This window comes from Streptomyces sp. NPDC048417 (assembly GCF_040651615.1).
In the GTDB taxonomy this organism is placed as follows: Bacteria; Actinomycetota; Actinomycetes; order Streptomycetales; family Streptomycetaceae; genus Streptomyces.
The window spans coordinates 64,625-88,546 of sequence record NZ_JBEZKI010000005.1 but is presented as its reverse complement, the minus strand read 5'-3'; the positions used below and the strand labels follow the sequence as shown (position 1 = coordinate 88,546).

The window sequence follows — 23,922 nt, the reverse complement described above, 5'->3', positions numbered from 1 at the left end:
GCTGCCGAGCGGACCGCCCGTCGCCCTATGCCCGCCGGGCCGCCCGGCGCAGCTGTTCCAGCGTCGCCGCCACTGCCGGTACCTGTGCCAGGTCGGGCAGGGTGAGGGCGACGATCTCCCGCATCACCGCGGGTTCCAGCGCCACCGTGCGCGCACCTCTCGGACGTACCGACTCGATCGCCAGCTGAGGCAGTACCGCGACACCCAGACCGGCGCCGACCAGGCCGACCACGGCCGGGTAGTCGTCGGTGGCGAAGTCGATGCGGGGCGTGAAGCCCGCGTTCTCGCACGCCTGGACGAGCTGCCCCCGGCAGCGCGGGCAGCCCGCGATCCAGGGTTCGTCGGCGAGTTCCCCGAGGGCGACCGACGCCGCGTGCGCGAGCCGGTGCCGTTCGGGCACCAGGCCGACCAGCCGGTCCGTCAGCAGCGGCCGTACCACCAGGTCGTCCCACTCCTCGGCGCCCGCCGCACCCTCGTAGCGGAAGGCCAGCGCGATGTCGCAGTCGCCCGCGCGCAGCAGTTCCACGGACTTCGGCGGCTCGGCCTCCTCCAGGGAGACACGGGTGCCGGGGTGGGCCGCGCGCAGGGCGGCCAGTGCCGTCGGGACCAGGGTGGAGCTGCCGCTCGGGAAGGAGACCAGGCGGACCCGGCCGGCGCGCAGGCCGGCGATCGCGGCGACCTCCTCCTCGGCGGCGGTGAGCCCGGCGAGGATCCCGGAGGCGTGCCGCACGAGAGCCTCACCGGCCTGGGTCAGGCGCATCTCGCGGCCGTTGCGCACCAGCAGCGGGGTGCCGACGGAGGTCTCCAGGGCCTTCATCTGCTGGCTTACGGCGGGCTGGGTGCAGCCCAGTTCGCGCCCCGCCGCCGAGAAGGAACCGGTGGTGGCGACGGCGCGCAGGACGCGGAGATGGCGGGCCTCTATCACCCCCCGAGCATAAGGCGGGCTTGGGCAGCACGCCCAATAATGCGTCGACGCTTTGAGGACGGTCCCGTACCGTCGGACCATGGAGCTTCTCTCGGTGAACCTCGGAATCCCGACGCCGTCGCCCCACACGGACCACAAGGACGGCGTGACCGGCATCGACAAGCGGCCCGCGGACGGCCCGGTGCGGGTGCAGGCGCCCGGCCCTAAGGGGATCGCGGGCAGCGGACTGGCCGGGGACACGGTGTGCGAGCTGCGCCACCACGGCGGCGACGACCAGGCGGTGTACGCGTACGCGCGCGAGGACCTCGACGACTGGGAGAAGGAGCTCGGCCGGCCGCTGCCGAACGGCTGTTTCGGTGAGAACCTCACGACAAACGGGCTGATCGTGTCGGATGCGCTGATCGGCGAGCGCTGGCGGATCGGCTCCTGGGTCGTACTGGAGGTCACCTCCGGGCGCATCCCGTGCCGTACTTTTCAGGGCCATCTGGGCGAGCGGGGATGGGTGAAGAGGTTCACGCGGAAGGGTGCGTCCGGTGCCTACCTCCGGGTGATCGAACCGGGTGAGATCCGGGCCGCCGATCCGATCGAGATCGTGCACCGGCCGGCCCACGGGGTGACGGCGGCGATGGAGTTCCGTGCGACCACCACCGAGCGGGAACTGCTGCCCCGGTTGCTCGCGGCGGGCGATGCGCTGCACCCGGAGGCGCTGGCACTGGCCCGGAAGTACGTGGCGGCGCGGCAGGACTGAACGGCCGTCACCCGCGAGCCGTTCACCGGCGCTTCACCCATCGGGAGAGCTGGTGCGCGCAGCGGACGCCGTCAGTCCGGGTAACTACCCTTGGGCCATGACAACGGCTCTGATTACGGGATCGACCGCGGGGATCGGTGCCGCGTTCGCGCGGCGGCTGGCGGCGGACGGGCACAACCTGGTCCTGGTGGCGCGGGACACCAAACGGCTGCGCGAACAGGCGACCGAGCTGCACGACCGGCACGGCATCGAGGCGGAGGTGCTCACCGCCGACCTCGCCGAGGACACCGGCATCGAGTCGGTCGCCGCCCGCCTCGGGGACCGCCGGAGCCCGGTCGACCTGCTGATCAACAACGCCGGCTTCGGCAACAAGGGCCGCTATCTGGACGTCTCGATGGCCGACGAGCTGAAGATGCTCAAGGTGCACTGCGAGGCGGTGCTGCGGCTGACGTCGGCGGCGGCCGAGGCGATGCGGGAGCGTGGGCGCGGCGGTGTCGTCAACGTGGCCTCGGTGGCGGCCTTCGTGCCCCGGGGCACCTACGGCGCGTCGAAGGCGTGGGTCGTGCAGTTCACCCAGGGCGCGGCGCGCGATCTGGCGGGGACCGGCGTCCGTCTGATGGCGCTGGCGCCCGGTTTCGTGCGCACCGAGTTCCATCAGCGGGCCGGGATGGGCACGGACAACATCCCGGACTGGATGTGGCTGGACGCCGACAAGCTGGTCGAGGCGGCGCTCGCCGACCTCGCGCGCGGCAAGACGCTGTCGATCCCGGACCCGCGGTACAAGGTGCTGACCGGCCTGGCGAAGGTGGCCCCGCGCGGGCTGCTGGGCGGGATCACCTCGAAGACGGGACGCAAGTACGGGCCGCAGTGACGGCTGCGGTGCCGCTTCCCCCGGTGGGAAAATTGGCGTGACGGTACCGGACCCAGGGGGGCCGGAGGCGGCGGCATGACGTTCGTACAGCTCATCGAGTGCAGGACCAGCCGGCCGGCCGAGATGGACCGGCTGATGGACAGGTGGGTCACACAGGCCAAGGGGAAGCGGACGGCGACGCACGCGGTGGTCGGCAAGGACCGCTCCGACGCGTCGCACGTCGTCGAGATCGTGGAGTTCCCGTCGTACGAGGAGGCGATGCGGAACTCGAACCGGCCGGAGTCCGACCAGGTCCTCAACGAGATCCTGGCGCTCTGCGACGGGATGCCGACGTTCACGGATCTGGACGTGGTCCGCGATGAGCGGTGGTACGCCGACACCGCGCGGCGGTTCTTCGAGACGATCGCGGCGCCCGGCCCGTTGGTTCCGCTGGACGGCCTGATCACCGAGGACTACCACGACCACGAGCCGGTCGAGGGCCAGGACACCATCGGCATGGACGCGATGCGGCGCAAGCTGGAGATGTGGCGGGAGGCCTTCGACTTCTCGTTCCTCGTCGAGGACCAGATCGCCCAGGGCGACCGGGTGTGCACCAGGTGGCTCTGGACGGGTGTGCAGAAGGCGGCGTTCATGGGGGTGCCGAACACCGGCCGGCAGGTCACCATGGCCGGGACGACGATCCACCGCTTCGACGCCGACGGGAAGATGGCCGAGGGCTGGTTGCAATACGACCGGCTCGGCCTGATGGACCGCCTCGGGGCGCTGGACGTGCTGGAGAACTGAAGCGACAGCGGCCGCGCAGTAGTACGACCGGCGAAGTGGTACGACAGTAGGAAGTACCCGCGAGGGGCGAAGCCCCCGTTCCCGGCGGACGACCGGGGACGGGGGCTTCTTCGGCTACTGGGGCGTTGCCTCAGTGGGAGTGGCCGTGGGAGTGACCGCCGGCCGCCGGCTCCTCCTCTTCCTTCTTCTCGACGACCAGGGTCTCGGTCGTCAGGAGGAGGGAGGCGATGGAGGCGGCGTTCTCCAGGGCGGAGCGGGTGACCTTGACCGGGTCGATGACGCCGGCCTTGACCAGGTCGCCGTACTCGCCGGTGGCGGCGTTGAAGCCCTGGCCCTTCTCCAGCTCGGCGACCTTGGAGGTGATGACGTAGCCCTCCAGGCCGGCGTTCTCGGCGATCCAGCGCAGCGGCTCGACGACCGCGCGGCGGACCACGGCGACACCGGTGGCCTCGTCGCCGGTCTTGCCCAGGCCGCCCTCCAGCACCTTCGCGGCGTGGACGAGCGCGGAGCCACCACCGGAGACGATGCCCTCCTCGACCGCGGCGCGGGTCGCGGAGATGGCGTCCTCCAGACGGTGCTTCTTCTCCTTCAGCTCCACCTCGGTGGCGGCGCCGACCTTGATCACGCACACGCCGCCGGCCAGCTTCGCGAGGCGCTCCTGGAGCTTCTCGCGGTCCCAGTCGGAGTCCGTGTTCTCGATCTCGGCCTTGATCTGGGCGACGCGGCCGGTGACGGCACCGGAGTCACCGGCGCCGTCGACGACCGTGGTGTCGTCCTTGGTGACCGTGACACGGCGGGCGGAGCCCAGCACGTCCAGGCCGACCTGGTCGAGCTTGAGGCCGACCTCCTCGGAGATGACCGTGGCGCCGGTGAGGATCGCCAGGTCCTCCAGCATCGCCTTGCGACGGTCGCCGAAGCCGGGGGCCTTGACCGCGACCGCGTTGAAGGTGCCGCGGATCTTGTTGACGACGAGGGTGGAGAGCGCCTCGCCCTCGACGTCCTCGGCGATGATCAGCAGCGGGCGGGAGGCGTTGCCCTGGATGATCTTCTCGAGCAGCGGGAGCAGGTCCGCGATGGAGGAGACCTTGCCCTGGTTGATGAGGATGTAGGGGTCCTCCAGGACGGCCTCCATGCGCTCCTGGTCCGTCACGAAGTACGGCGACAGGTAGCCCTTGTCGAAGGCCATGCCCTCGGTGAAGTCCAGCTCCAGACCGAAGGTGTTGGACTCCTCGACGGTGATGACACCGTCCTTGCCGACCTTGTCCATCGCCTCGGCGATGAGCTCGCCGACCTGCTGGTCCTGGGCGGACAGCGCGGCGACGGCGGCGATGTCGGCCTTGTCGTCGATCGGACGGGCGGAGGAGAGCAGCTCCTCGGAGACAGCGGCGACGGCGGCGTCGATGCCCTTCTTCAGGGCGGCCGGGGAGGCACCCGCGGCGACGTTCTTGAGGCCTTCGCGGACCAGCGCCTGGGCCAGCACGGTGGCGGTGGTCGTACCGTCACCCGCGATGTCGTTGGTCTTGGTCGCCACCTCCTTCACCAGCTGGGCGCCGAGGTTCTCGTACGGGTCGTCGAGCTCGACCTCGCGGGCGATCGTGACACCGTCGTTGGTGATGGTGGGGGCGCCGAACTTCTTGTCGATGACGACGTTGCGGCCCTTGGGGCCGATCGTCACCTTGACCGTGTCGGCAAGCTTGTTGACGCCGCGCTCGAGGGCGCGACGGGCGTCCTCGTCGAACTTCAGGATCTTCGCCATGGGAGCGGTTCAGCCCTCTCGGAAAACGTGGGTGAAACGAACCGCGCCCCCGACGCCCGGCTTCATAAGGTCGCGGGGGCCAGGGGCGCAGCTCAAAGCAGAATGTGCTTCGGGTGAACTACTTCTCGATGATCGCGAGCACGTCGCGAGCCGAGAGGACGAGGTACTCGTCGCCGTTGTACTTCACCTCGGTGCCGCCGTACTTGCTGTACAGCACGATGTCGCCGACCTTGACGTCGAGCGGCAGGCGCTCGCCGTTCTCGAAGCGGCCCGGGCCCACGGCGAGGACGGCGCCCTCCTGGGGCTTCTCCTTCGCGGTGTCCGGGATGACCAGGCCAGAGGCGGTGGTCTGCTCGGCGTCGAGCGGCTGGACCACAATGCGGTCCTCGAGCGGCTTGATGGCAACCTTGGAGCTGGTGGTCGTCACGATCCGACCTCCCCCTTCGGAGATCTCACGGGGTTAACTGTCTGAGGTGGCGACCAGGTGGATCCGTCGTCGCGGGTGCCGGACCTGCCCGTCGCGTTGTTGGCACTCTCATCTGCCGAGTGCCAGAGCCGAGACTATGACCGCGATTAGCACTCGGTCAAGCGGAGTGCCAATTGCCTGCGGCGCGGCGTCGAAAAAAACGGTGACCGGGGCCATGGTGACCGTCCCTGGGGCCGCCGCCCCGGACCCCCGCTCTCGGCTTCGGCCTCGCACCCGAACGCCGCACGGGCCGGGAACTCGAACGCCGCACGGGATGGGAACTCGAACGCCGGACGGGCCGGGGACGCGGACGCCGGACGGGCCGGGGACGCGGACGCCGTACGGGAGGGGAAGCGGCGCCGGCCGGTCCTACAGGTAATCCTCGAGCCGCCCCACCGTCAGGCCGTTCTCCTGGACCCGGCGGAGCAGGCGGGTCGTGCGTTCGCGCAGCGTCAGGCCCGTGGCCTCGTCCGGGCCGACCAGGACGATGTCGCCGGGGCGCAGCCGCTTCTCACCGCGGCGGTACGCGATGCCCTCGGCCGTCATCGCCGCGCGCCACAGGACCACCGCCGTCACCCCGCAGTCGGCCGCCGCGCGCAGGGTGGTGCGGTCGTACGTGCCGTAGGGCGGGCGGAAGAGGCGGGGGCGGATGCCGAAGCGGGACCTGAGTTTCTCCTGCTGACCGCAGATCTCGGCGCGCTGGCCGGCGTAGGGCAGGCCCGGCATGGCCGGGTGGTCGAGGGTGTGGTTCTGGACGCTCGCGCCGACCTCCTGGAGGCGGGCGAAGTGGCCGTAGCCGGGGCCGACCACGCTGTCCGTGAGGAACATGCTGACCGGGAGCCGCAGTTCACGGACCATGTCCACGAACCGGGGGTCCTTCTCGGCGCCGTCGTCGTAGGTGAGGAAGACGACCTTGTCGGTGGTGGGGATGTGGTCGACGACCGGCGGGAGGCTCGTGTGGAGGGCGAGCGGGTGGAGCGGGGGGTGGGGCGCCGGGAGCAGGGGGGCGGCCAGGCCCCAGTGGCGGTACGGCTGTTCGCCGGCCGGGCCGTGCGGCCGTACCCGGTCGGCCGCCTTCTTGCCCAGCCGTTCGATCGGGTCGACGGACTGTGCGCAGCCCGCCAGGAGGAGGGCGGCGGTCAGCAGCGCGGCCGTCGCCCTCGGCCGGCTCACAGGTAGTCCTCCAGGCGCGCCACCGCATAGCCCTCGCGGGTGACCTTGTTCAGAAAGCGGCGCATGTCGTCGATCATCGTGCCGTCCCAGTCGTCCTTGCCCCGGAAGTGCGTGAGCACGATGTCACCGGGGTGCAGGCCGCGGTCCCACTCGCGGTACTCCCAGTGGTCGACGAACACCTCCTCGTCCCAGATCGGCGCGTACTTGATGCCGCAGGTCTTGGCGGCGCGCAGGGTGTCGCCGTTGTAGTTGCCGTAGGGCGGCCGGAAGACCGTCGGCGCCTTGCCGAACTGCTTCTTCATGATCGCCTGCATGCCGCAGATCTCGTCCTTCTGCTCCTGGTAGGACAGGCCCGGCAGATAGGGGTGGGTCAGGGTGTGGTTGTTGAGGGTGTGGCCCTCGGCCTGCATCGTGCGGAAGTAGCCGTAGTCGTCCTTGACCAGGTAGTTGCTGAGGAACGCGGTGTAGGGGATCCGCAGGTCGTTCATCATGCGGAGGAACCGCGGGTCCTTGTTCCAGCCGTCGTCGATGGTGAGGAAGACGACCTTCTGCCTGGTCGGGACCGTGGTGAAGACCGGGGGCAGGTCGTCCTCCTCCTGCCCGTCCACCTCGAAGCCGTCGCGCGCGGTGATGCGCGGCTTCACCTTCGGCGGGGCCGGGGGCCGCAGGGGGACCGCGTCCAGGCCCCAGCGCCTGGCGGCGGCGACCAGGGCGGCGTGGGAGTCGGGGGCGGGCGCGGCCCGGTGCGGCTGCTGGCCGGCGGCGGGACGGGCGGTGGAGCCGGTGTCCGGCCCCGCGCAGCCGGACATCAGGGCGGCCGCGGCCAGCAGGCCCGCCATACCCGCCTTCAACCCTTTTTTGTCATTTTGTACGACTACTCGCATGGCGTCGGATCCTTCCAGGACCTCCCCCGGAACCGGCGCCGACACCGCCGCCGGAGGCGAACCATCCACCGACTGGCCGACAATGACCCGGTGAACGACCTCCTCGCCCCCCTCCTCTCCCCCGAGGGCCGCGCCCTCCTCGCCGAGGTGCGCGGCACCGCGCCCGCCGACGAGCTAGCCGTGGCCACCCGGCTGCGCCGCGAGCACCCCGCCGAGCTGGTGTCGGCGGCGCTCGCCCAGGCCCGGCTGCGGCAGCGGGCGGCGGTGAAGTTCGGGGAGGCGGACGCGGACCGCATGTTCTTCACGCCGAACGGGGTCGAGCAGTCGACACGGGCGAGCGTCGCCTCGTACCGGGCCCAGCGGCTGAAGGCGCTCGGGGTGACCTCGGTCGCCGACCTGTGCTGCGGGATCGGGGGCGACGCGATCGCGCTCGCGCGGGCGGGGATCCGGGTGCTCGCCGTGGACCGGGACCCGGTCACGGCGGCCGCGGCGCGGGCGAACGCCGACGCGCTGGGACTCGCCGCTCTGATCGAGGTCCGGGAGGCGGACGTCACGGAGGTGGACACGGCCGGCTACGACGCCGTGTTCGTCGACCCGGCCCGGCGCGGCGGCCGCGGCCGCATCTTCGACCCGGAGGCCTACTCACCGCCCCTGTCCTGGGCGATCGAGGCGGCCCGCACGGCCTCGCGCACCGCCGCGCTGAAGATCGCGCCCGGCGTCCCGCACGAGGCCGTCCCGGCGGACGCCGAGGCGGAGTGGATCTCGGACGCGGGCGACGTGAAGGAGGCGGTGCTGTGGTTCGGAACGGCGCCCGGGGCGGTCCGCGCCACCCTCCTCCCCGGCCCGCGCACCCTGCTCGGCCGGGGCCTGCCCGATCCCCGGGTCCGTCCCGTGGGGCGGTACCTGTACGAGCCCGACGGCGCCGTCATCCGCGCCCATCTGGTCGCCGAGGTGGCCGAGGAGCTGGACGGCGGTCTCGTCGACCCGACGATCGCGTACATCACGGCCGACGAACTGCGCGCCACCGACTGGGCGACGCCGTACGCGATCACCGACCGGCTCCCCTTCAACGTGAAGAAGCTGAAGGCGCTGCTGCGGGAGCGCGAGGTCGGCACGCTGACCGTGAAGAAGCGCGGCTCGGCCGTGGAGCCGGAGGAGCTGCGCCGGAAGGTCAAGCCGCAGGGGCCGAACGCGGCGACCGTGTTCCTGACCCGGGTGGCGGGGGCGCCGACCATGCTCGTCGGCGCCCCCGCGCGGCCGGCTACTGGTGCTGTGCCGTCCTGAGGGACGTCAGGTCCCGGTCGGTCGCCCGGCCGGACTTGGTGACGGCCGACGCGGGCTCGTTGGCGTCCGTGCGCTGCGCGAACGTGCGCGCGGCCGAGGTGACGCCGTTGAAGTACGGCCGGTACACGAAGTCGTTGCCGCTCGCACTGATCGACGAGCCGGCCGTGTTCAGCGCGCCCAGCGTGACCGAGCCGGTGTCGCCGAAGGCGATCACGGACTGGGTACCGGCGGACTCGCGCAGCAGATAGCTCTTGACCTCGTCGGACAGGGCGGGCCGGGAGGTCCACAGCACGGGCCCGTAGACGTTCATCGCCGAGCCCGCGGAGACCCCGTCCCGCCAGGAGCCGGCGTAGGCAAGGGCGACCTGGCCGGGGGTGGTCCACCAGAACTTGGCGACGGCCACCGACAGCGCCTCGCTGGTGGTCCCCGTGATCGGGTAGTAGTAGTACGTCGACGGCCACCTGGAGAACGACGCGTGGGTCAGCGCGTACTTCGCGTCCGACCCGACCGTGATGACCATGGTCTTGGCCGGGTTGAGGCTGTTGAGGTACGACTTCACCGCCGACGTCAGCGACTTGCCGCTGGTCAGGACCACACTGCCGGTGCTGCCGGTGCCCTCGGCGGCGGCCGCGGCTGCCGCCGGGAGCGCCGCCTGGTAGTCGGTCCCGCCGGCCAGGAAGACGTACGTGGGGCTGGTCGTGACCGTCTTCGCGGCCTTGACCGAGGTGTCGTAGCGGTCGGTGCCCGAGACCCGCTTCGGGACGTAGCCGAGGGACTTCAGCTGCGTGGAGACGTTGGTGGTGAGGACCGAGGTCCCGCCGACCATCCAGACGTTCGCGCCCTTCTTCAGGGTGCGCTTCAGCTCGTTCTTCACCGCCGTCGACAGCCCGGTCCTCACGGTCGTCAGCACCGGGCCCTGCCGCTTGCCGGCGAGCGCGGTCGCGACGGGCGCGTCGGCCGAGTCGTCCTGGCCGAGCAGCACGGCGGCCTTGGCGTCCAGCAGGCCCGGCTCGCTCTGGCCGACGGTGTTCCAGCTCCAGCGCGAGGAGGCGATGTCGGTGGCGTTCGGGTCGGCGCCCCAGACCCGGGCGGTGGTGTTCTTGCGGACCGGCTGCCAGCTGGGGTTGTCGCTGAAGTTCTTCCCGGCGGTGTCCGCGACCTTGGTCAGCGCGCCGGTGGCAAGGTCCACGTACTCGACGGTGTGCACGTCGTCGCTGTTGGGCGAGGTGTGCGCGTCGAGGACGATCCGGGTGCCGGTCGGCGACCAGGACGGGTTGGCGTACGAGCGCGGGCCCGTGGTCAGCTGCTTGACGCCGGTGCCGTCCGCGTTCGCGGTGAACACCTGGTAATTGCCGTCCGTGTCCTTGCGGACGAAGGCCAGCTCGGTGCCGTCGGGCGACCAGTCGGGCTGCTCGGCGTCGGTCAGGACGCGCTTGACCGTCTTCGCGTCCGAGTCGTAGACGTAGACGCCGGCGTTGTCGTAGCAGCCGTAGTCGACGTTGCGCTGGAAGGCGACCAGACCCGACGCCGGGTTCACCGTCGGGTGGGTGTCGCAGACGGTGGACGGCTCCAGAGCGCTGCTGAGCAGCGGCTCGGGGGCCCACGACCCGTCCGAGGGACCGTAGACGAGCTGGCCCGCGGTGGAGAAGACGACGTACCGGCCGCTCCAGCCGTAGGCTAGGTCCTCGTAGACGGCGCTGGAGCGCACGCCGTCCGCCCACGGCAGGGTGATCTTGGTGGAGCCGCTGGGGCGGTAGCTGGAGATCTGGCCCGCGCTGGTGACCAGCCTGCTGCCGTCCGGCGCCCAGGCGGCGTAGTCGCCTCCGACGCCCGGAATCTGCGTGGCTCTGCCCGTCGCCGGGTCGATCAGCATGCCCCCGTCGACGAGGATCCTGCCCTCGGTGTCGGGCCAGCTGCCGGCGTCGTCGGCGACGGCGCCCGGCGCGGTGGCCAGGGTGCCCATCGCGGCGAGTACCGCCGCGGTCGCGAGCGCCGCCGCACGGCGGCGCGTGAACATTCTCAAGTTGTCGACCCCCCATGGTCTGCACAGCCCCTGCACAGGGGCCGGGTCACTGTAGTGGCCAACTAATTGCCATGGGAACGGAGTTGCGAGTGAACAGCTGTCTGCCTCCAGGTTACGAAGCGCACTCCCGCGCCCTGGCCAGCAGCAGCTCCCGCTCCCGCTCGTTGCGGGTCAGCCCCGCCGCCCGTTCGAACTCCGCGCGGGCCTCCGCCGTACGCCCCAGACGGGCCAGCAGGTCACCCCGCACGCTGGGCAGCAAGTGGTAGTCGCGCAGGGCCGGTTCGGCCGTCAGCGGGTCCACGATCGCCAGGGCCGCCGCGGGGCCGTCCGCCATCGACACGGCCACCGCCCGGTTCAGCTCGACGACCGGGGACCGGGACCGGGCCGCCAGCAGGCCGTACAGGGTGGCGATGGACCTCCAGTCGGTCTCCTCGTAGGTGTACGCGTGCGCGTGGCAGGCCGCGATGGCCGCCTGCAGGGCGTACGGCCCCGGGGCGCCCGTCGCCGTGGCGTCCGCGCGGGCGAGCGCCCTGATGCCGCGGGCGATGAGCATGCGGTTCCAGCGGCGGCGGTTCTGGTCCCGGAGCAGGACCGGCTCGCCGTCCGGGCCGGTGCGGGCGGCCGTGCGGGCGGACTGGAACTCGAGGAGCGAGGTGAGGGCGTGCACCTCCGGCTCCTTCGGCATCAGCGAGGACAGCACGCGGGCCAGCCGCAGCGCGTCCTCGCACAGCGAGGGGCGCAGCCAGTCGTCGCCCGCCGTGGCCGCGTACCCCTCGTTGTGGATCAGGTAGATGACGTCGAGCACGGAGCCGAGCCGGGCCGCCCGGTCGGGGCCGTAGGGCACCTCGAAGGCGATGTTCCTGGTGGCGAGGGTGCGCTTGGCACGGACGATGCGCTGGGCGATCGTCGGCTCGGGGACGAGGAAGGCGCGGGCGATCTCGGCCGTGCTCAGACCGCCGAGGAGGCGCAGGGTGAGGGCGGTGCGGGCCTGCGGCGACAGCACCGGGTGGCAGGCGGTGAAGACCAGGCGGAGCAGGTCGTCGTCGATGTCGTCGGGGTCGGCGGGCTCCTCCGGCGGGGGCACGTCCGCGAGGCTCCGGCCGATCTCCCGGAGCTTGCGGGTGTAGTTCTCCCGGCGCCGGACCAGGTCGACGGCGCGGTGGCGGGCGGTGGCCATGAGCCAGGCGCCCGGGTTGTCGGGCACCCCGTCCCGGGGCCACTGCTCCAGGGCGGCGACGAGGGCGTCCTGGGCCAGTTCCTCCGCGATGCCGACGTCCCGGACGACCCGGGCGACGCCGGCGATCACGCGGGGCGACTCCAGGCGGAAGACGGTCTCGATGGTGTGCCGGGCATCGGCGTCGACGGAGGGCTGTGTGCTCACAGCCCCCCATTCGACACCCCCGGACGGCGGTACGCCAGGAGGGTCAGCCCTCCGCGATCTCCCGCACCTCGCAGGTCACCGTCCAGAACTCCTCGTGCACCTTGAGGAACCGCTTGGTCCACTCCAGGGCCTCGGCCATGTCCTTGCACTGCATGATCGCGTAACCGCCGACGACCTCCTTGGACTCGGTGAACGGCCCGTCGGTGACGGAGATCTTCCCGCCCTCCCAGTGCACCCGGGTGCCCTGGGCGGTCGGCGTGAGCCCCGCGGTGTCCAGCATCACGCCGGCCTTGGTGATCTCCTCGATCAGCTCGCCCATCCGCTGCATCAGCTCCTGGCTGGGACCTTCGGCGGGGGCGGCGGACTCGTCGATCTTCACGAGCGACAGGTAACGGGGCATGGTGACTCCTGGGATTCCGGTGCGGTACGGGGCCTCTCCCCGCATCTCACCCTTGCGTCGAACGCACCGGACCCGGATCGACACGCTCACCGGAATTTCCCGAAGTTTTTTCCGCACCGGCCGAACGAGCCCAGGACCGCCCTAGCGCAGCGACTTCCACAGGTCGCTCGCCTCGGGTTCGTTCGCGATCACCCGGTTGGGGTCGGACGGGGCCGTCACCACCGGCATCATCACTGTCTTCAGATGGTCCGAGGTGAGGCCCTTGAGGCTCTGGCCGAGGCGCATCAGCTCGCTGAGCGAGTCCAGGCCCGTGTCAGTGGTGAGGCTGGAGGTGACCGCGTCGGCGACCTCGTAGAGCTTGGCCGGGTTGCTCAGGAGGCTGACGGAGGCCATCTGGTCCAGCAGGGCCTTGACCAGTCTCTGCTGGAGGCCTATCCGGCCGAGGTCGCTGCCGTCGCCTATGCCGTGCCGGGTGCGGGCGAGCGCCAGGGCCGTGGTGCCGTCGAGGTGGTGGGTGCCCTTCTTCAGGTGCAGATGGCTGTCGTCGTCGTCGATGTCCTGGTCGGTGGTCACGGTCACCCCGCCGAGCGCGTCCACCAGCTTGGCGAAGCCCGAGAAGTCGATCTCCAGGTAGTGGTCCATGCGGACGCCGGTGATCGACTCGACCGTCTTCACCGCGCACACCGCCCCGCCCACCGAGTAGGCGCTGTTGAACATCGCCCCGTAGGCGACGGACGTCGAGCCGCCGGAGGAGAGCGGGCAGGAGGGGCGGGTGACCAGGGTGTCGCGGGGGATGCTGACGACGGTGGCCGACGTCCGGCCGGCGTCGACATGGACGACCATCGCGGTGTCGGAGCGGGCGCCCGAGCTGTCGCCGCCGCCGAGCGCCTGGTTCTCCTTGCCGGTGCGCGAGTCCGAGCCCAGCACCAGGATGTTGACGGAACCGGTGGGCAGCGGGGACGCCGACGCGGACGCGGTGGCCGTCGGGGTGGTCACCGCCTTCGCCGGACGGTCGTCCCCGAGCGCGCTGTTGATGTCGACGCTCTTGATGTTGTGGTTGAGGTGCCAGTAGACCCACCCCGCGCCCGCGACGCCCAGCGTCATGACCCCCGCCAGGGTGAGGCCGACGATCTTCAGCCCTCTCGACCGCCGGCCCACCCGTCTGACCGCGTCGCCTTGCTCCTCGTGTCCCGTCACGAGACAGGAACATAAGTCCGAATTATTAGGGGACTGTTAGCGCGAGTGCCGCAAGAGCGTTTTCTTCGGAAAATCTCACCCTTCTCAGGCCGGGTTCAGCCCAGGGTCACGGACGGCACCGGATTGCTGCCGCTCCAGGACGCGTTGAACCCGAAGGTCACCGAACCCCCGTCCGCCACCGTGCCGTTGTAGGACGCGTTCGCGCAGGAGACGGCCGCGCCCGACTGGGTGCAGACGGCGTTCCAGGCCTGGGTGATCTGCTGCCCGGCACCGTACGTCCAGTTCACCTTCCAGGACGAGAGGGAGGCACCCGAGCAGGAGATGGTCACCTGCCCGGTGAACCCGGTGTTCCACTGGCTGCCCACGCTGTAGGCGGCCGAGCAGGCACCGGTCGGCGGCGGTGTGGTCGTGGTCCCGCCGAGCGCCTCCGCGATCCCGTAGTACGCCGGTTTCGGCGCGTAGTTCGCGTCGTACGGCGTCGCCGCCCCGTACCCCGGGAAGGTGCTGTCCACCCAGGAGTCGGAGTCGGTGAAGCCCCACACGGTGACGTTGACGCACCGGCTCACGGCCACGCACGCGGCCACCACCGACTTGAAGTCGGCCTTCTGCTGGGCGAGCTTGGTGCTGTCGGAGGGCAGCGCCATCCGGATGTCCAGCTCGGTGATCGCCACGTCGACACCGAGGTCGGCGAAGCGCTGGATGTTCTGCTGGAGGGTGGCGGGCACCTGCCCGAGGATCAGGTGGGCCTGGAGGCCGACCCCGTCGATCGGGACGCCCGCCGCCTTCAGGGACCTGACCAGGTTGTACAGGGCCGTGGACTTCGCGTCGACGCCCTCGACGTTGTAGTCGTTGATGTACAGCTTGGCCGCGGGGTCGGCCGCGTGTGCCCAGGTCAGCGCGTTGGCGATGTAGTCGGCGCCGAGGCCGTCGTACCAGAGGGTGGAGCGGTAGGTGCCGTCCTCGTTGAAGGGCTCGTTGACGACGTCCCAGGCGGCGATCCTGCCCTTGTAGCGGCCGACCTCGGTGCTGATGTGGTTCTGCAGCAGGCTGCTCAGCTGGGCGGACGTCCAGGTGCCGTTCGTCAGCCAGCTGGGGTTCTGGCTGTGCCAGACCAGGGTGTGGCCGCGTACCTGCTGGTTGTGGGCCTGGGCGAAGGCGACGATCTGGTCGGCCTCACTCCAGTTGAAGGTGCCCTGGGTGGGCTCGACCGACCCCCACTTCATGGCGTTGCCCGGGGTCAGCGAGCTGAACTGGGCGCCGGCGACGTCGCCGTACGTCCCGGTGAGCTTGGAGCCGGTGACCGCGGTGCCGATGACCTTGCCCTTGGCGGCGGCGAGGTCGCGCAGCGGGGTGTCGGCGGCGTGCGCCGCGGGCGCCGTGAACAGCAGCGCGGCGCCGGTGACAAGTGCCGCCAGGGACAAGCCGGTGGATAAGCGGGGGAACAAGCGGGGGAACAAGCGGGGGGACGAACAGGGGGACAAGCGGGCGGACAAGCCTGTTCTCAGAGATCTCATGGCGGGTGCCTCCGAAACTTTCGGTCGTACAACCGATTGGCTTCGGTGGAGTGTGGAGACGCCCGCACCACCCGTCAATACGTCAACTTCCGGCCAAGCCGGTCTCACCCGGTCGCGGGCGCCGCCGTGCTCGACCGCACCACCAGGCTGGTCGCCAGCTCCACCCGGGTCGCGGTGGTGGCCTCCTCCGCTCGCCCCATCTCCAGCACCAGCCGGGCCGCCGCCTCGGCCATCTCGGTGAGCGGCTGCCGTACGGTCGTCAGCGGCGGCCCCACCCAGCGGGCCACCGGCAGATCGTCGAAGCCGACGATGCTCACGTCCTCCGGGATCCGCAGCCCCAGCTCGCGCGCGGCCTCGTACAGCCCGAGCGCCTGGAGGTCGTTGCCGGTGAAGACGGCGGTGGGCCGGTCGGGCATGCGCAGCAGCTCCAGGCCGAGCCGGTAGCCGGCGTCGTGGTGGAAGTCGCCGGCCTTGACCAGCCCCTGGTCGACGGGGAGCTCGGCGGTCTCCAGCGCGGCCCGGTAGCCGTCCACCCGGGCCCGGCTGCACATCATCCGGGAGGGTCCGCTGATCGCCCCGATGCGCCGGTGTCCCAGCTCGACCAGGTGCCGGGTGGCGGCCAGGCCCCCCTGCCAGTTCGTCGCCCCGATCGAGGGGACGTCGGGCCCCGGGTCCCCCGCCGGGTCCATCACCACGAACGGGATCGACCGGCTCAGCAGCAGCGCCCGCTGCGACTCGTCCAGCCCCGAGAGCACCAGCACCACCCCGTGCGGCCGCCGCGCCGCCACCTGGTCCGCCCAGGTCCGCCCAGGGGTCAGCCGCCCGGCGCTCTCACTCAGTACGACACTCAGCCCGGCGTCCCGGGCCACGTTCTCCACCCCCCGGATGACCTCCATCGCCCACGCGCTCTCCAGCTCGTGGAAGACCAGGTCGATCAGAGGCGAGCGGGAGGCCTCGGCGCGCCGGCGCCGGTAGCCGTAGGCGCGCAGCAGGTCCTCGACCCGGGTGCGGGTCGCCGGCGCGACATCCGCGCGCCCGTTCAGGACCTTCGAAACAGTCGGAGCGGACACACCGGCCTCACGGGCGATTTCGGCGAGCGTCGCCGTCTGCGTTTCTGCGGGCTTCGGAGGCGTCATGCCCGCGATCGTATCCCTGCGCTCCCCCTTGACGAAGACCTGTGTACGCCATAGGTTCCCGGAACATTCGGTGTGTTGTACGAAACATTCGTGACGGGAGTTTCATGACCACCGCTCCTTGGCGAGACCCCGCACTGCCCGCCCCGGCCCGCGTCGACGACCTGCTCCCCCGGATGACCCTGGAGGAGAAGACCGCCCAGCTCTACGGCGTGTGGGTGGGCGCCGCCACCGACGGCGACGGGGTCGCCCCGCTGCAACGCGAGATGACCGCCGATTACGACTGGGACGAGCTGGTCACCCTGGGCCTCGGCCAGCTGACCCGCTCCTTCGGCACCGCCCCCGTGGATCCGGCGCTGGGCGCGCGCGCACTGGCCCGCGCCCAGCGCCGGATCACCGCCGCCGGCCGCTTCGGCATCCCGGCGATCGCGCACGAGGAGTGCCTGGCCGGCTTCACGGCCTGGCAGGCGACGGCCTATCCGGTCCCGCTGGCCTGGGGCGCCGCCTTCGACCCACCGCTGGTCGAGGAAGTGGGCCGGAGCATCGGCGCGGATCTGCGCTCGGTCGGCGTCCACCAGGGTCTGGCCCCCGTCCTGGACGTGGTCCGCGACCCGCGCTGGGGTCGGGTCGAGGAGACGATCGGCGAGGACCCGTATCTGGTGGGCACGATCGGCACGGCCTACGTCCGGGGCCTGGAGTCGGCCGGGATCATCGCCACGCTGAAGCACTTCGCGGGGTACGCCTCCTCGGCCGGCGCCCGCAATCTGGCCCCGGTCCGGGCGGGGACACGGGAGTTCGCGGACGTCACCCTCCCCCCGTTCGAGATGGCGCTGCGCGAGGGCGGGGCCCGCTCGGTGATGGCGGCGTACAACGAGACGGACGGCGTCCCGGCGTCGGCGGACCCCCGCCTGCTGACCGAACTGCTCCGCGGTGACTGGGACTTCACCGGAACCGTCGTCGCCGACTACTTCGGCATCGGTTTCCTCCAGACCCTCCACCGGGTGGCCGGCACAGAGGCGGAGGCGGCCCGTCTCGCGCTGGCGGCGGGCATCGACGTCGAACTGCCGACCCTGAAGTGCTACGGCCGCCCGCTGGTGACGGCGGTGCGGGAGGGCACGATCCCCGAGTCTCTGGTGGACCGGGCGGTCCGCCGGGTGCTGCTCCAGAAGTGCGAACTGGGGCTGCTGGACGCGGACTGGGATCCGGAGCCCCCGGCCTCGGTCGACCTCGACTCGGCGGCCAACCGCGACCTGGCCCGCCGGCTGGCGGAGGAGTCGGTGGTCCTGCTGGACAACCCGGACGGCGTCCTGCCGCTGGCCCCCGACACCCGCATCGCGGTGGTCGGCCCGCGCGCGGCCGACGCCCTGGCCATGCTCGGCTGCTACTCCTTCCCGTCCCATGTCCTGACCCACCACCCGGAGGTCGACCTGGGCATCGCCATCCCCACCGTCCTGGAGTCGCTGCGGGCCGAACTCCCGGACGCGAAGGTGACGTTCGCCGAGGGTTGTGACGTCTCCGACCCGGACACCGCCGGCTTCGAGGAGGCGGTGGCGCGGGCGGCGGAGGCGGACGTGTGCGTGGCGGTGCTCGGCGACCGGGCGGGCCTGTTCGGGCGGGGCACCTCCGGCGAGGGCTGCGACGTCGCCGACCTGTCGCTGCCCGGTGTCCAGGCCGACCTGCTGGACGCGCTGCTCTCGACGGGCGTCCCGGTGGTCCTGGTCCTGCTCACCGGGCGCCCCTACGCGCTGGGCCGCTGGCAGGGCCGGCTCGGCGCGGTGGTGCAGGCCTTCTTCCCCGGGGAGGAGGGCGGCCCGGCGGTGGCGGGCGTGCTGTCGGGCCGCGTCAACCCGTCGGGGCGGCTGCCGGTGAGCGTCCCGCGGGTGCCCGGCGGCCAGCCCTGGACCTACCTCCAGCCCCCGCTCGGCCTGGCGGGCGAGCTCAGCAACCTGGACCCGACCCCGCTGTACCCGTTCGGGCACGGCCGCTCGTACACGACGTTCGCGTGGGACCTGGTGTCGCAGGGCACGGCCGGGATCGGCACGGACGGCTCGTACGACGTGACCGTGGCGGTCCGCAACACCGGCGAGCGGGCCGGCGCGGAGGTCGTCCAGCTCTACCTGCACGATCCGGTGGCCTCGGTGACCCGGCCGGACGTCCGCCTGGTCGGCTACCGGCGCCTGGACCTGGCGCCGGGCGAGTCCCGCCGGCTGACGTTCCGCTTCCACACCGACCTGTCGGCGTTCACCGACCGGGAGGGGGCCCGGGTGGTGGAACCGGGTGCGCTGGAGCTGCGGGTGGGCGCTTCGAGCACGGAGGTCCGGGGCGTGGTGCGGCTGCGACTGACGGGTCCGGTCAGGCGGGTGGGGCCGGACCGGGTGCTGCGCTGCGAGACGGAGGTGGTGTGAGGGCAGGGGCTCGGCAGACGGCTTCCTGAGATGCGGCAGGGCACTCCTCACGGACCGCCACGACACTAAACGGATAGACCTATCCGCTTAGTGTTACGGTGATGCGTGTCGGCATGGTCCGAAACGTGAGGAGTCCCCATGTCACGCAGCCGTCGGCTGTCGCTGGGCGCCGTCGTCTTGGTGGTGAACGCCCTGCAATGGGTGATCGCCGAAGCCGTCACCGCGGCGGCCTGGAACGATCCGCCCTACAGCTACGCCACCAACTACATCAGCGACCTCGGCGTGCCGGACTGCGGCACCAAGTTCCAGGGCCGCGAGATCTGCTCCCCCTCGCACCAGCTCATGAACACCTCGTTCATGCTCCAGGGGATCCTCTTCGCGACCGGCGTGATCCTGCTGTCCGTGCTGGCCAGCGGCCGTGCGCGGCGCTTCGTCGTCGCCCTCGCCGCCACCCACGGCGTGGCGTTCGTCCTGGTCGGGCTCTTCCACGGCTCCACGCACGGGCCGGGCTACAGCCTGGTCGTCCATGTCGTCGCGGCCGCCGTCGGCATCCTGTGCGCGAACACCGTCGTGATCATGGCGGGGTCGCTGCGCGGTCTCGGCGCCCCGACGCCGTACCGCGTCTTCAGTGTCACGGTCGGCGTGCTGGGCCTGCTCGCCGAGACCCTGGTCAGTGTCTCGGCGAGCACCGCCGGGGTGTTCGAACGCGCCGGGGTCTACTCCTGGCTGCTGTGGGGCACCGTGACCGGCGCCCTGCTCCTGGCCGGACGACTGCCCCGCCCGGCCGTACTGGAGAATGTCCCGGTGTGACCCGGGAAACGCAACGCCCGCTGCGCGCGGACGCGGAACGAAACCGTCGGCTGATCATGGACACGGCCAACCGCATGATCGCGCGCCGGGGTGCCGTCGTCACCCTCAACGAGATCGCCCACGAGGCGGGGGTCGGCGTCGGCACCGTCTACCGGCGCTTCGCCGACCTCCAGGCGCTGGTCGACGCCCTGTTCACCGAACGGTTCACCACGTTCCTCGGTCTCGCGGCGGCGGCCGAGGAGCACACCGACCCCGGGCGGGCGCTGCGCCAGTACCTGCTGGAGACGGCGCGCTGGCGGGCCGGGGACCGGGCCCTGGACGTCATCCTCGCCCACGCCGACCTCGACACCGGGCCGCTCGCCGCGATGCGCGACGAACTCGGCGGCCATGTGGACGGCCTGGTGGCACGGGCCGTGGCGGCGGGCGCGGTCCGCGCGGACTTCGCCAGCTCCGACGTGTACGCCTACCTGTACATGGTCGGCGCCGTCGTGGACCGCACCCACGACATCGCCGCCGACGCCTGGCGCCGCTACGCCGAGGTCCTGCTCATCGGCTTCGGCCTCGAACAGGCCCCGACGGCCCGCACGTCCGCCATGACCGACGCCCAGATCCGCCAGACGTGGCCGAGGCCCTAGGGGATGTCCACCCCGGCCGACTCGAAGCGCCAGCGGTGCACCGGGCGGGTCACCAGATCCCCGGGCGGGTCGGCGAGTTCGGGGCGGTCGGAGTCGTCGTACGACCCCTCCCACCAGGTGATCACCAGTACCCGGTCCTGCGGTGCCCGGAAGGTCTCCCGGCGCAGCGGGGTCCCGGAAAGGCTCTGCCCTCGCGCCCACGTCAGCAGGTCCGCGCCCCGGCCGGGCACCGCCCGCGCCTCCCACATCAACGCGACCGTCACGTGTACAGGTTCTCCTTGCTGACCTCGTGCACATGGTCGTGGTGGTGGCCCGGGACATGCGGGTCGGTCACCGGCAGCGAGCTGTCCGCCGAGAGGTCCCAGCTCGACGCGGCCCGGTTGCGCGCGACCATCTCGGCGCCGAGGGCGGCCACCATCGCACCGTTGTCCGTGCACAGCTTCGGGCGGGGGACGCGGAGCCGGATGCCCGCGGCCTCGCAGCGCTCCTGGGCCAGGGCGCGCAGCCGCGAGTTGGCGGCGACCCCGCCGCCGATCATCAGGTGGTCGACGCCCTCGTCGCGGCAGGCCCGGACGGCCTTGCGGGTCAGGACGTCCACGACCGCCTCCTGGAAGGAGGCGGACACGTCGCGGACCGGGACGTCCTCGCCGGCCGCCCTCCTGGCCTCGATCCAGCGGGCCACGGCCGTCTTGAGGCCGGAGAAGGAGAAGTCGTACGCCGGGTCGCGCGGACCGGTGAGACCGCGCGGGAAGGCGATGGCCCGCGGGTCCCCCTCCCTCGCGTAGCGGTCGATGACCGGACCGCCGGGGAAGCCCAGGTTCAGCACGCGGGCGATCTTGTCGAAGGCCTCGCCGGCCGCGTCGTCGATGGTCGCGCCGAGCGGCCGTACGTCGGAGGTGATGTCCGAGGAGAGCAGCAGGGAGCTGTGCCCGCCGGACACCAGCAGGGCCATCGTCGGCTCCGGCAGCGGACCGTGTTCCAGCTGGTCGACGCAGATGTGGGAGGCGAGGTGGTTCACGCCGTACAGGGGCTTGCCGAGCGCGTACGCGTACGCCTTCGCCGCCGAGACACCCACCAGCAGCGCGCCGGCCAGGCCGGGGCCGGCCGTGACCGCGACGCCGTCCAGGTCCTTCGGGCTCACGCCCGCGTCCTTCAGCGCGCGCTCGATGGTCGGGACCATCGCCTCCAGGTGCGCCCGGGACGCCACCTCGGGCACCACTCCGCCGAAGCGGGCGTGCTCGTCGACGGACGAGGCGACGGCGTCGGCGAGCAGGGTGGTGCCCCGGACGATGCCGACGCCGGTCTCGTCGCAGGAGGTCTCGATCCCCAGAACCAGGGGTTCGTCAGCCATTGATCTCGGTTCCTTGTCCGGAAGTGGGGCCGTCGGCGGGGCCGCCGCCCGGTTTCGTCATCAGGCGCATCACCAGGGCGTCCACGTTCCCCGGCTGGTAGTAGCCGCGTCTGAACCCGATGGCCTCGAAGCCGAACCGCTCGTAGAGCTTCTGCGCGCGGGTGTTGTCGACCCGGCACTCCAGCATGACCTCGGCGCACTCGAAGGCGGTCGCGGCCCGCAGCAGCTCGGTCAGGAGCTGTCCGCCGAGCCCGGTGCCCCAGTGGTCGCGGGCGACGGCGATGGTCTGGACGTCCCCGAGTTCGCCCTGGGCGGCCAGCCCCGCGTACCCGATGACCCGCTCGTCCGCCAGGGCGACCAGGTACCGCCGGGTCGCCTCCGGGCCCCTCGAGTGTGCCAGCTCGGACCAGAACATCCCCCGCGACCAGGCGTCCTCGGGGAACAGGCTCTTCTCCAGCTCCAGGACCTGGTCGATGTCCCACCAGCGCATCTCGCGCAACTGTGCCGTCACTTGGGCGTGACCACCTTGTAGTTCTTGGGGACCTGGGCGTCCGGCCGGCGCAGATACAGCGGCCGGGGCGCGGGCAGTTCCTCGCCGGCGGCCAGCCGTTCGACGGCGAGCGAGGCGAGGGCGGCCGCGGAGACGTGCTCGGGTTCGTGCACGACCGGGAAGGTGCCGGGGTAGAGCATCGCCCCGGCTCCGACGGCGGGCATCCCGGCGACCTGCTCGGCGATGTCGGCGGGCCGGTCGACGGCCGGATCCGTGAGCCGGGTGCGCGAGTCGGCGTACGTCGCCCAGTAGACCTCCTTGCGGCGGGCGTCGGTCGCCACGACGAACGGGCCCTCCTCGACGTCGGCCGCGTAGGCGAGCCCGTCGAGCGTGCACAGGCCGTGCACGGGCACGCCCAGCGCGAGCCCGAAGGTGTCCGCGGTCATCAGACCGACCCGCAGGCCGGTGTAGGGGCCGGGACCGACGCCTGTGACGATCCCGGTGACGGCGTCCAGCTTGACCCCGGCCTCGGCGAGAACGCGGTCGACGGCCGGCAGCAGCAGCTCGCCGTGCCGGCGCGCGTCCACCTGGCTCGACGAGGCGATGACGGCCTCACCGTCGTGCAACGCGACGGTGACGGCGGGGGTGGCGGTATCCAGAGCGAGCAAGAGCACGCGAACAGCCTACGGCTCCGACGCCGCGAGCACGGCCGCCAGGGGCGGACGGTCACTGGCTGCTACGGTCTGTACGAAGTACGACATATACGGCGAGTCAGAGGTGGCGCACGTGTCAGGGACCAGCTCGGGAATCGTCGCCGGCCTCACCGCGGCGGCCGTCGGGACGGTCGGTCTCCTCGCCTACCAGGCCTCGGCGACCGTACCGCCCGGCCTCGGCGGCAGGCCCGCGTCGAGTCCCGTCCCGGGAGCACCGGCGTCCAAGGCACCCCGCGACCAGCGCCACCCCCGCGCCCTGCCGGACAACTCCGGAACGGGTGAACGGGTGGTGTACTCGGTGGACGACGACCGGGTCTGGCTCGTCAACGAGCGCGAGCGCGTGGAGCGCACCTTCACGGTGAAGCCGGGCACGATCGACCCGCCCGTGGGCGCCTACTGGGTGACGTCCCGCTCCAAGGCGGTCACGGGCACGGACGGCCTCCCCATCGAACACGTGGTCCGCTTCACCACCACGAAGGACGGCTCGGCGATCGGCTTCAGCGCGGTCACCGGCACCAGCATGATCGAACCCCCCGATCCGGCGGTCAGGACAGGCGGCATCCGCGAAACCCGCCCCGACGGCTACGCGATGTGGAACTTCGCGACGATCGGCGTGAAGGTGATGGTGATCCGCTAGCTCCTGCAGCGCCCCGAAAGGGGCGCGGGGCTGTGTCGATGTGCGGCTGTCGCCGCGCGGGCGCGACCAGCCACAACGGCGCCGCACCGACCCACCGACCGGCCGGCCTCACCTACGCAGCCCGACGGCCCCGCTCAACCGGCCTCGGGGGCAGATCCGGCGTTCTCGGCGGCCGAGACACCGCGTCAGCCGCCGCGCAGGACGCCAGAAGCTCGCGCATGGAAACTCCGGCGACCGCGGACGGCCGCCGTTCCTTGGACGTGGACGCGGGCATGGGCGCCTCCTGAGGTGCGGGGGCGAACGAAGTTAGGTACACCTAACTACGGGCTGGGTACCATGTGAC

At 71.7% G+C, this 23,922-nt stretch carries 23 protein-coding genes; 8 read left to right on the top strand and 15 right to left on the bottom strand.

Going from position 1 to position 23,922, the window contains the following annotated elements; translation table 11 throughout:
• Positions 1-25 precede the first annotated feature (25 nt).
• Positions 26-925: a LysR family transcriptional regulator gene (locus AB0D59_RS09525; RefSeq protein WP_362562867.1), complete on the bottom strand. Its 900-nt coding sequence runs from the start codon at positions 923-925 to the stop codon at positions 26-28.
• 79 nt (positions 926-1,004) lie between these two features.
• Here AB0D59_RS09525 and AB0D59_RS09520 point away from each other — a divergent pair, with 79 nt between their 5' ends.
• The 3 genes from AB0D59_RS09520 (at position 1,005) to AB0D59_RS09510 (ending at position 3,327) form a co-directional block, all read left to right on the top strand.
• On the top strand, positions 1,005-1,673 hold the full coding sequence (locus AB0D59_RS09520) for an MOSC domain-containing protein (protein WP_362562865.1): 669 nt from the start codon (positions 1,005-1,007) through the stop codon (positions 1,671-1,673).
• Positions 1,674-1,770: 97 nt separating this feature from the next.
• Complete coding sequence (locus tag AB0D59_RS09515) at positions 1,771-2,544, top strand: SDR family oxidoreductase (protein ID WP_362562862.1); 774 nt, start codon at positions 1,771-1,773, stop codon at positions 2,542-2,544.
• A gap of 75 nt (positions 2,545-2,619) precedes the next feature.
• Positions 2,620-3,327 (top strand): ester cyclase, encoded by a 708-nt coding sequence (locus AB0D59_RS09510; protein WP_362562860.1) that lies wholly within the window; start codon positions 2,620-2,622, stop codon positions 3,325-3,327.
• Positions 3,328-3,457: 130 nt separating this feature from the next.
• Here the strand turns inward: AB0D59_RS09510 and groL are convergent, their stop codons facing one another.
• The 4 genes from groL to AB0D59_RS09490 form a co-directional block, all read right to left on the bottom strand.
• Positions 3,458-5,083: a chaperonin GroEL gene (gene groL / locus AB0D59_RS09505; RefSeq protein WP_362562858.1), complete on the bottom strand. Its 1,626-nt coding sequence runs from the start codon at positions 5,081-5,083 to the stop codon at positions 3,458-3,460.
• A 118-nt stretch (positions 5,084-5,201) separates the two neighbouring features.
• Positions 5,202-5,510, bottom strand: coding sequence for a co-chaperone GroES (groES, locus tag AB0D59_RS09500; protein ID WP_330459340.1), 309 nt, complete (start codon positions 5,508-5,510; stop codon positions 5,202-5,204).
• Between the two features lie 408 nt (positions 5,511-5,918).
• Complete coding sequence (locus AB0D59_RS09495; protein WP_362562854.1) at positions 5,919-6,722, bottom strand: polysaccharide deacetylase family protein; 804 nt, start codon at positions 6,720-6,722, stop codon at positions 5,919-5,921.
• On the bottom strand, positions 6,719-7,606 hold the full coding sequence (locus AB0D59_RS09490; protein ID WP_362562851.1) for a polysaccharide deacetylase family protein: 888 nt from the start codon (positions 7,604-7,606) through the stop codon (positions 6,719-6,721). The genes AB0D59_RS09495 and AB0D59_RS09490 overlap by 4 nt, the downstream gene beginning before the upstream one ends.
• 90 nt (positions 7,607-7,696) lie before the next feature.
• Here AB0D59_RS09490 and AB0D59_RS09485 point away from each other — a divergent pair, with 90 nt between their 5' ends.
• The gene (locus AB0D59_RS09485; RefSeq protein ID WP_362562848.1) at positions 7,697-8,890 is read left to right on the top strand and encodes a class I SAM-dependent methyltransferase; all 1,194 of its coding nucleotides are present in this window, start codon (positions 7,697-7,699) and stop codon (positions 8,888-8,890) included.
• Here AB0D59_RS09485 and AB0D59_RS09480 read toward each other — a convergent pair.
• The 6 genes from AB0D59_RS09480 to AB0D59_RS09455 all read right to left on the bottom strand — a co-directional run bounded on the left by AB0D59_RS09480 (position 8,868) and on the right by AB0D59_RS09455 (position 16,541).
• Entirely contained in the window at positions 8,868-10,907 is a 2,040-nt protein-coding gene (locus AB0D59_RS09480) for a cell wall-binding repeat-containing protein (RefSeq protein ID WP_362562846.1), read from the bottom strand. The two genes, AB0D59_RS09485 and AB0D59_RS09480, sit on opposite strands and share 23 nt — an antisense overlap.
• A gap of 118 nt (positions 10,908-11,025) precedes the next feature.
• Positions 11,026-12,294 carry an RNA polymerase sigma factor gene (locus AB0D59_RS09475; protein WP_362562844.1) on the bottom strand — a complete coding sequence of 423 codons (1,269 nt, stop codon included), beginning with the start codon at positions 12,292-12,294 and terminating at the stop codon, positions 11,026-11,028.
• A 43-nt stretch (positions 12,295-12,337) separates the two neighbouring features.
• Positions 12,338-12,694: a YciI family protein gene (locus AB0D59_RS09470; protein WP_351693607.1), complete on the bottom strand. Its 357-nt coding sequence runs from the start codon at positions 12,692-12,694 to the stop codon at positions 12,338-12,340.
• Positions 12,695-12,835: 141 nt separating this feature from the next.
• Positions 12,836-13,798 (bottom strand): LCP family protein, encoded by a 963-nt coding sequence (locus AB0D59_RS09465; protein ID WP_362563512.1) that lies wholly within the window; start codon positions 13,796-13,798, stop codon positions 12,836-12,838.
• A gap of 188 nt (positions 13,799-13,986) precedes the next feature.
• Positions 13,987-15,312 carry an endo-1,4-beta-xylanase gene (locus tag AB0D59_RS09460; RefSeq protein WP_362562841.1) on the bottom strand — a complete coding sequence of 442 codons (1,326 nt, stop codon included), beginning with the start codon at positions 15,310-15,312 and terminating at the stop codon, positions 13,987-13,989.
• 197 nt (positions 15,313-15,509) lie between these two features.
• Positions 15,510-16,541, bottom strand: a complete 1,032-nt coding sequence (locus AB0D59_RS09455) for a LacI family DNA-binding transcriptional regulator (protein WP_362562839.1) — start codon at positions 16,539-16,541, stop codon at positions 15,510-15,512.
• Between the two features lie 104 nt (positions 16,542-16,645).
• Here AB0D59_RS09455 and AB0D59_RS09450 point away from each other — a divergent pair, with 104 nt between their 5' ends.
• The 3 genes from AB0D59_RS09450 to AB0D59_RS09440 all read left to right on the top strand — a co-directional run bounded on the left by AB0D59_RS09450 (position 16,646) and on the right by AB0D59_RS09440 (position 20,388).
• Positions 16,646-18,943, top strand: coding sequence for a glycoside hydrolase family 3 N-terminal domain-containing protein (locus AB0D59_RS09450; protein ID WP_362562837.1), 2,298 nt, complete (start codon positions 16,646-16,648; stop codon positions 18,941-18,943).
• A 138-nt stretch (positions 18,944-19,081) separates the two neighbouring features.
• Entirely contained in the window at positions 19,082-19,753 is a 672-nt protein-coding gene (locus tag AB0D59_RS09445; RefSeq protein WP_362562834.1) for a DUF998 domain-containing protein, read from the top strand.
• Positions 19,750-20,388: a TetR family transcriptional regulator gene (locus AB0D59_RS09440; protein ID WP_362562832.1), complete on the top strand. Its 639-nt coding sequence runs from the start codon at positions 19,750-19,752 to the stop codon at positions 20,386-20,388. The genes AB0D59_RS09445 and AB0D59_RS09440 overlap by 4 nt, the downstream gene beginning before the upstream one ends.
• Here the strand turns inward: AB0D59_RS09440 and AB0D59_RS09435 are convergent.
• The 4 genes from AB0D59_RS09435 to tsaB are packed head-to-tail and all read right to left on the bottom strand — an operon-like array spanning position 20,385 to position 22,903.
• Positions 20,385-20,651, bottom strand: coding sequence for a hypothetical protein (locus AB0D59_RS09435; protein WP_362562829.1), 267 nt, complete (start codon positions 20,649-20,651; stop codon positions 20,385-20,387). The genes AB0D59_RS09440 and AB0D59_RS09435 overlap by 4 nt on opposite strands.
• The gene (gene tsaD, locus AB0D59_RS09430; protein ID WP_362562826.1) at positions 20,648-21,739 is read right to left on the bottom strand and encodes a tRNA (adenosine(37)-N6)-threonylcarbamoyltransferase complex transferase subunit TsaD; all 1,092 of its coding nucleotides are present in this window, start codon (positions 21,737-21,739) and stop codon (positions 20,648-20,650) included. The genes AB0D59_RS09435 and tsaD overlap by 4 nt, the downstream gene beginning before the upstream one ends.
• The gene (rimI, locus tag AB0D59_RS09425) at positions 21,732-22,229 is read right to left on the bottom strand and encodes a ribosomal protein S18-alanine N-acetyltransferase (protein ID WP_362563510.1); all 498 of its coding nucleotides are present in this window, start codon (positions 22,227-22,229) and stop codon (positions 21,732-21,734) included. The genes tsaD and rimI overlap by 8 nt, the downstream gene beginning before the upstream one ends.
• A 17-nt stretch (positions 22,230-22,246) precedes the next feature.
• A complete protein-coding gene (gene tsaB / locus AB0D59_RS09420) occupies positions 22,247-22,903 on the bottom strand; it encodes a tRNA (adenosine(37)-N6)-threonylcarbamoyltransferase complex dimerization subunit type 1 TsaB (RefSeq protein ID WP_362562823.1) in 657 nt (218 codons plus the stop codon).
• A gap of 112 nt (positions 22,904-23,015) precedes the next feature.
• Here tsaB and AB0D59_RS09415 point away from each other — a divergent pair, with 112 nt between their 5' ends.
• A complete protein-coding gene (locus AB0D59_RS09415; protein ID WP_362562822.1) occupies positions 23,016-23,579 on the top strand; it encodes a hypothetical protein in 564 nt (187 codons plus the stop codon).
• Positions 23,580-23,922 lie beyond the last annotated feature (343 nt).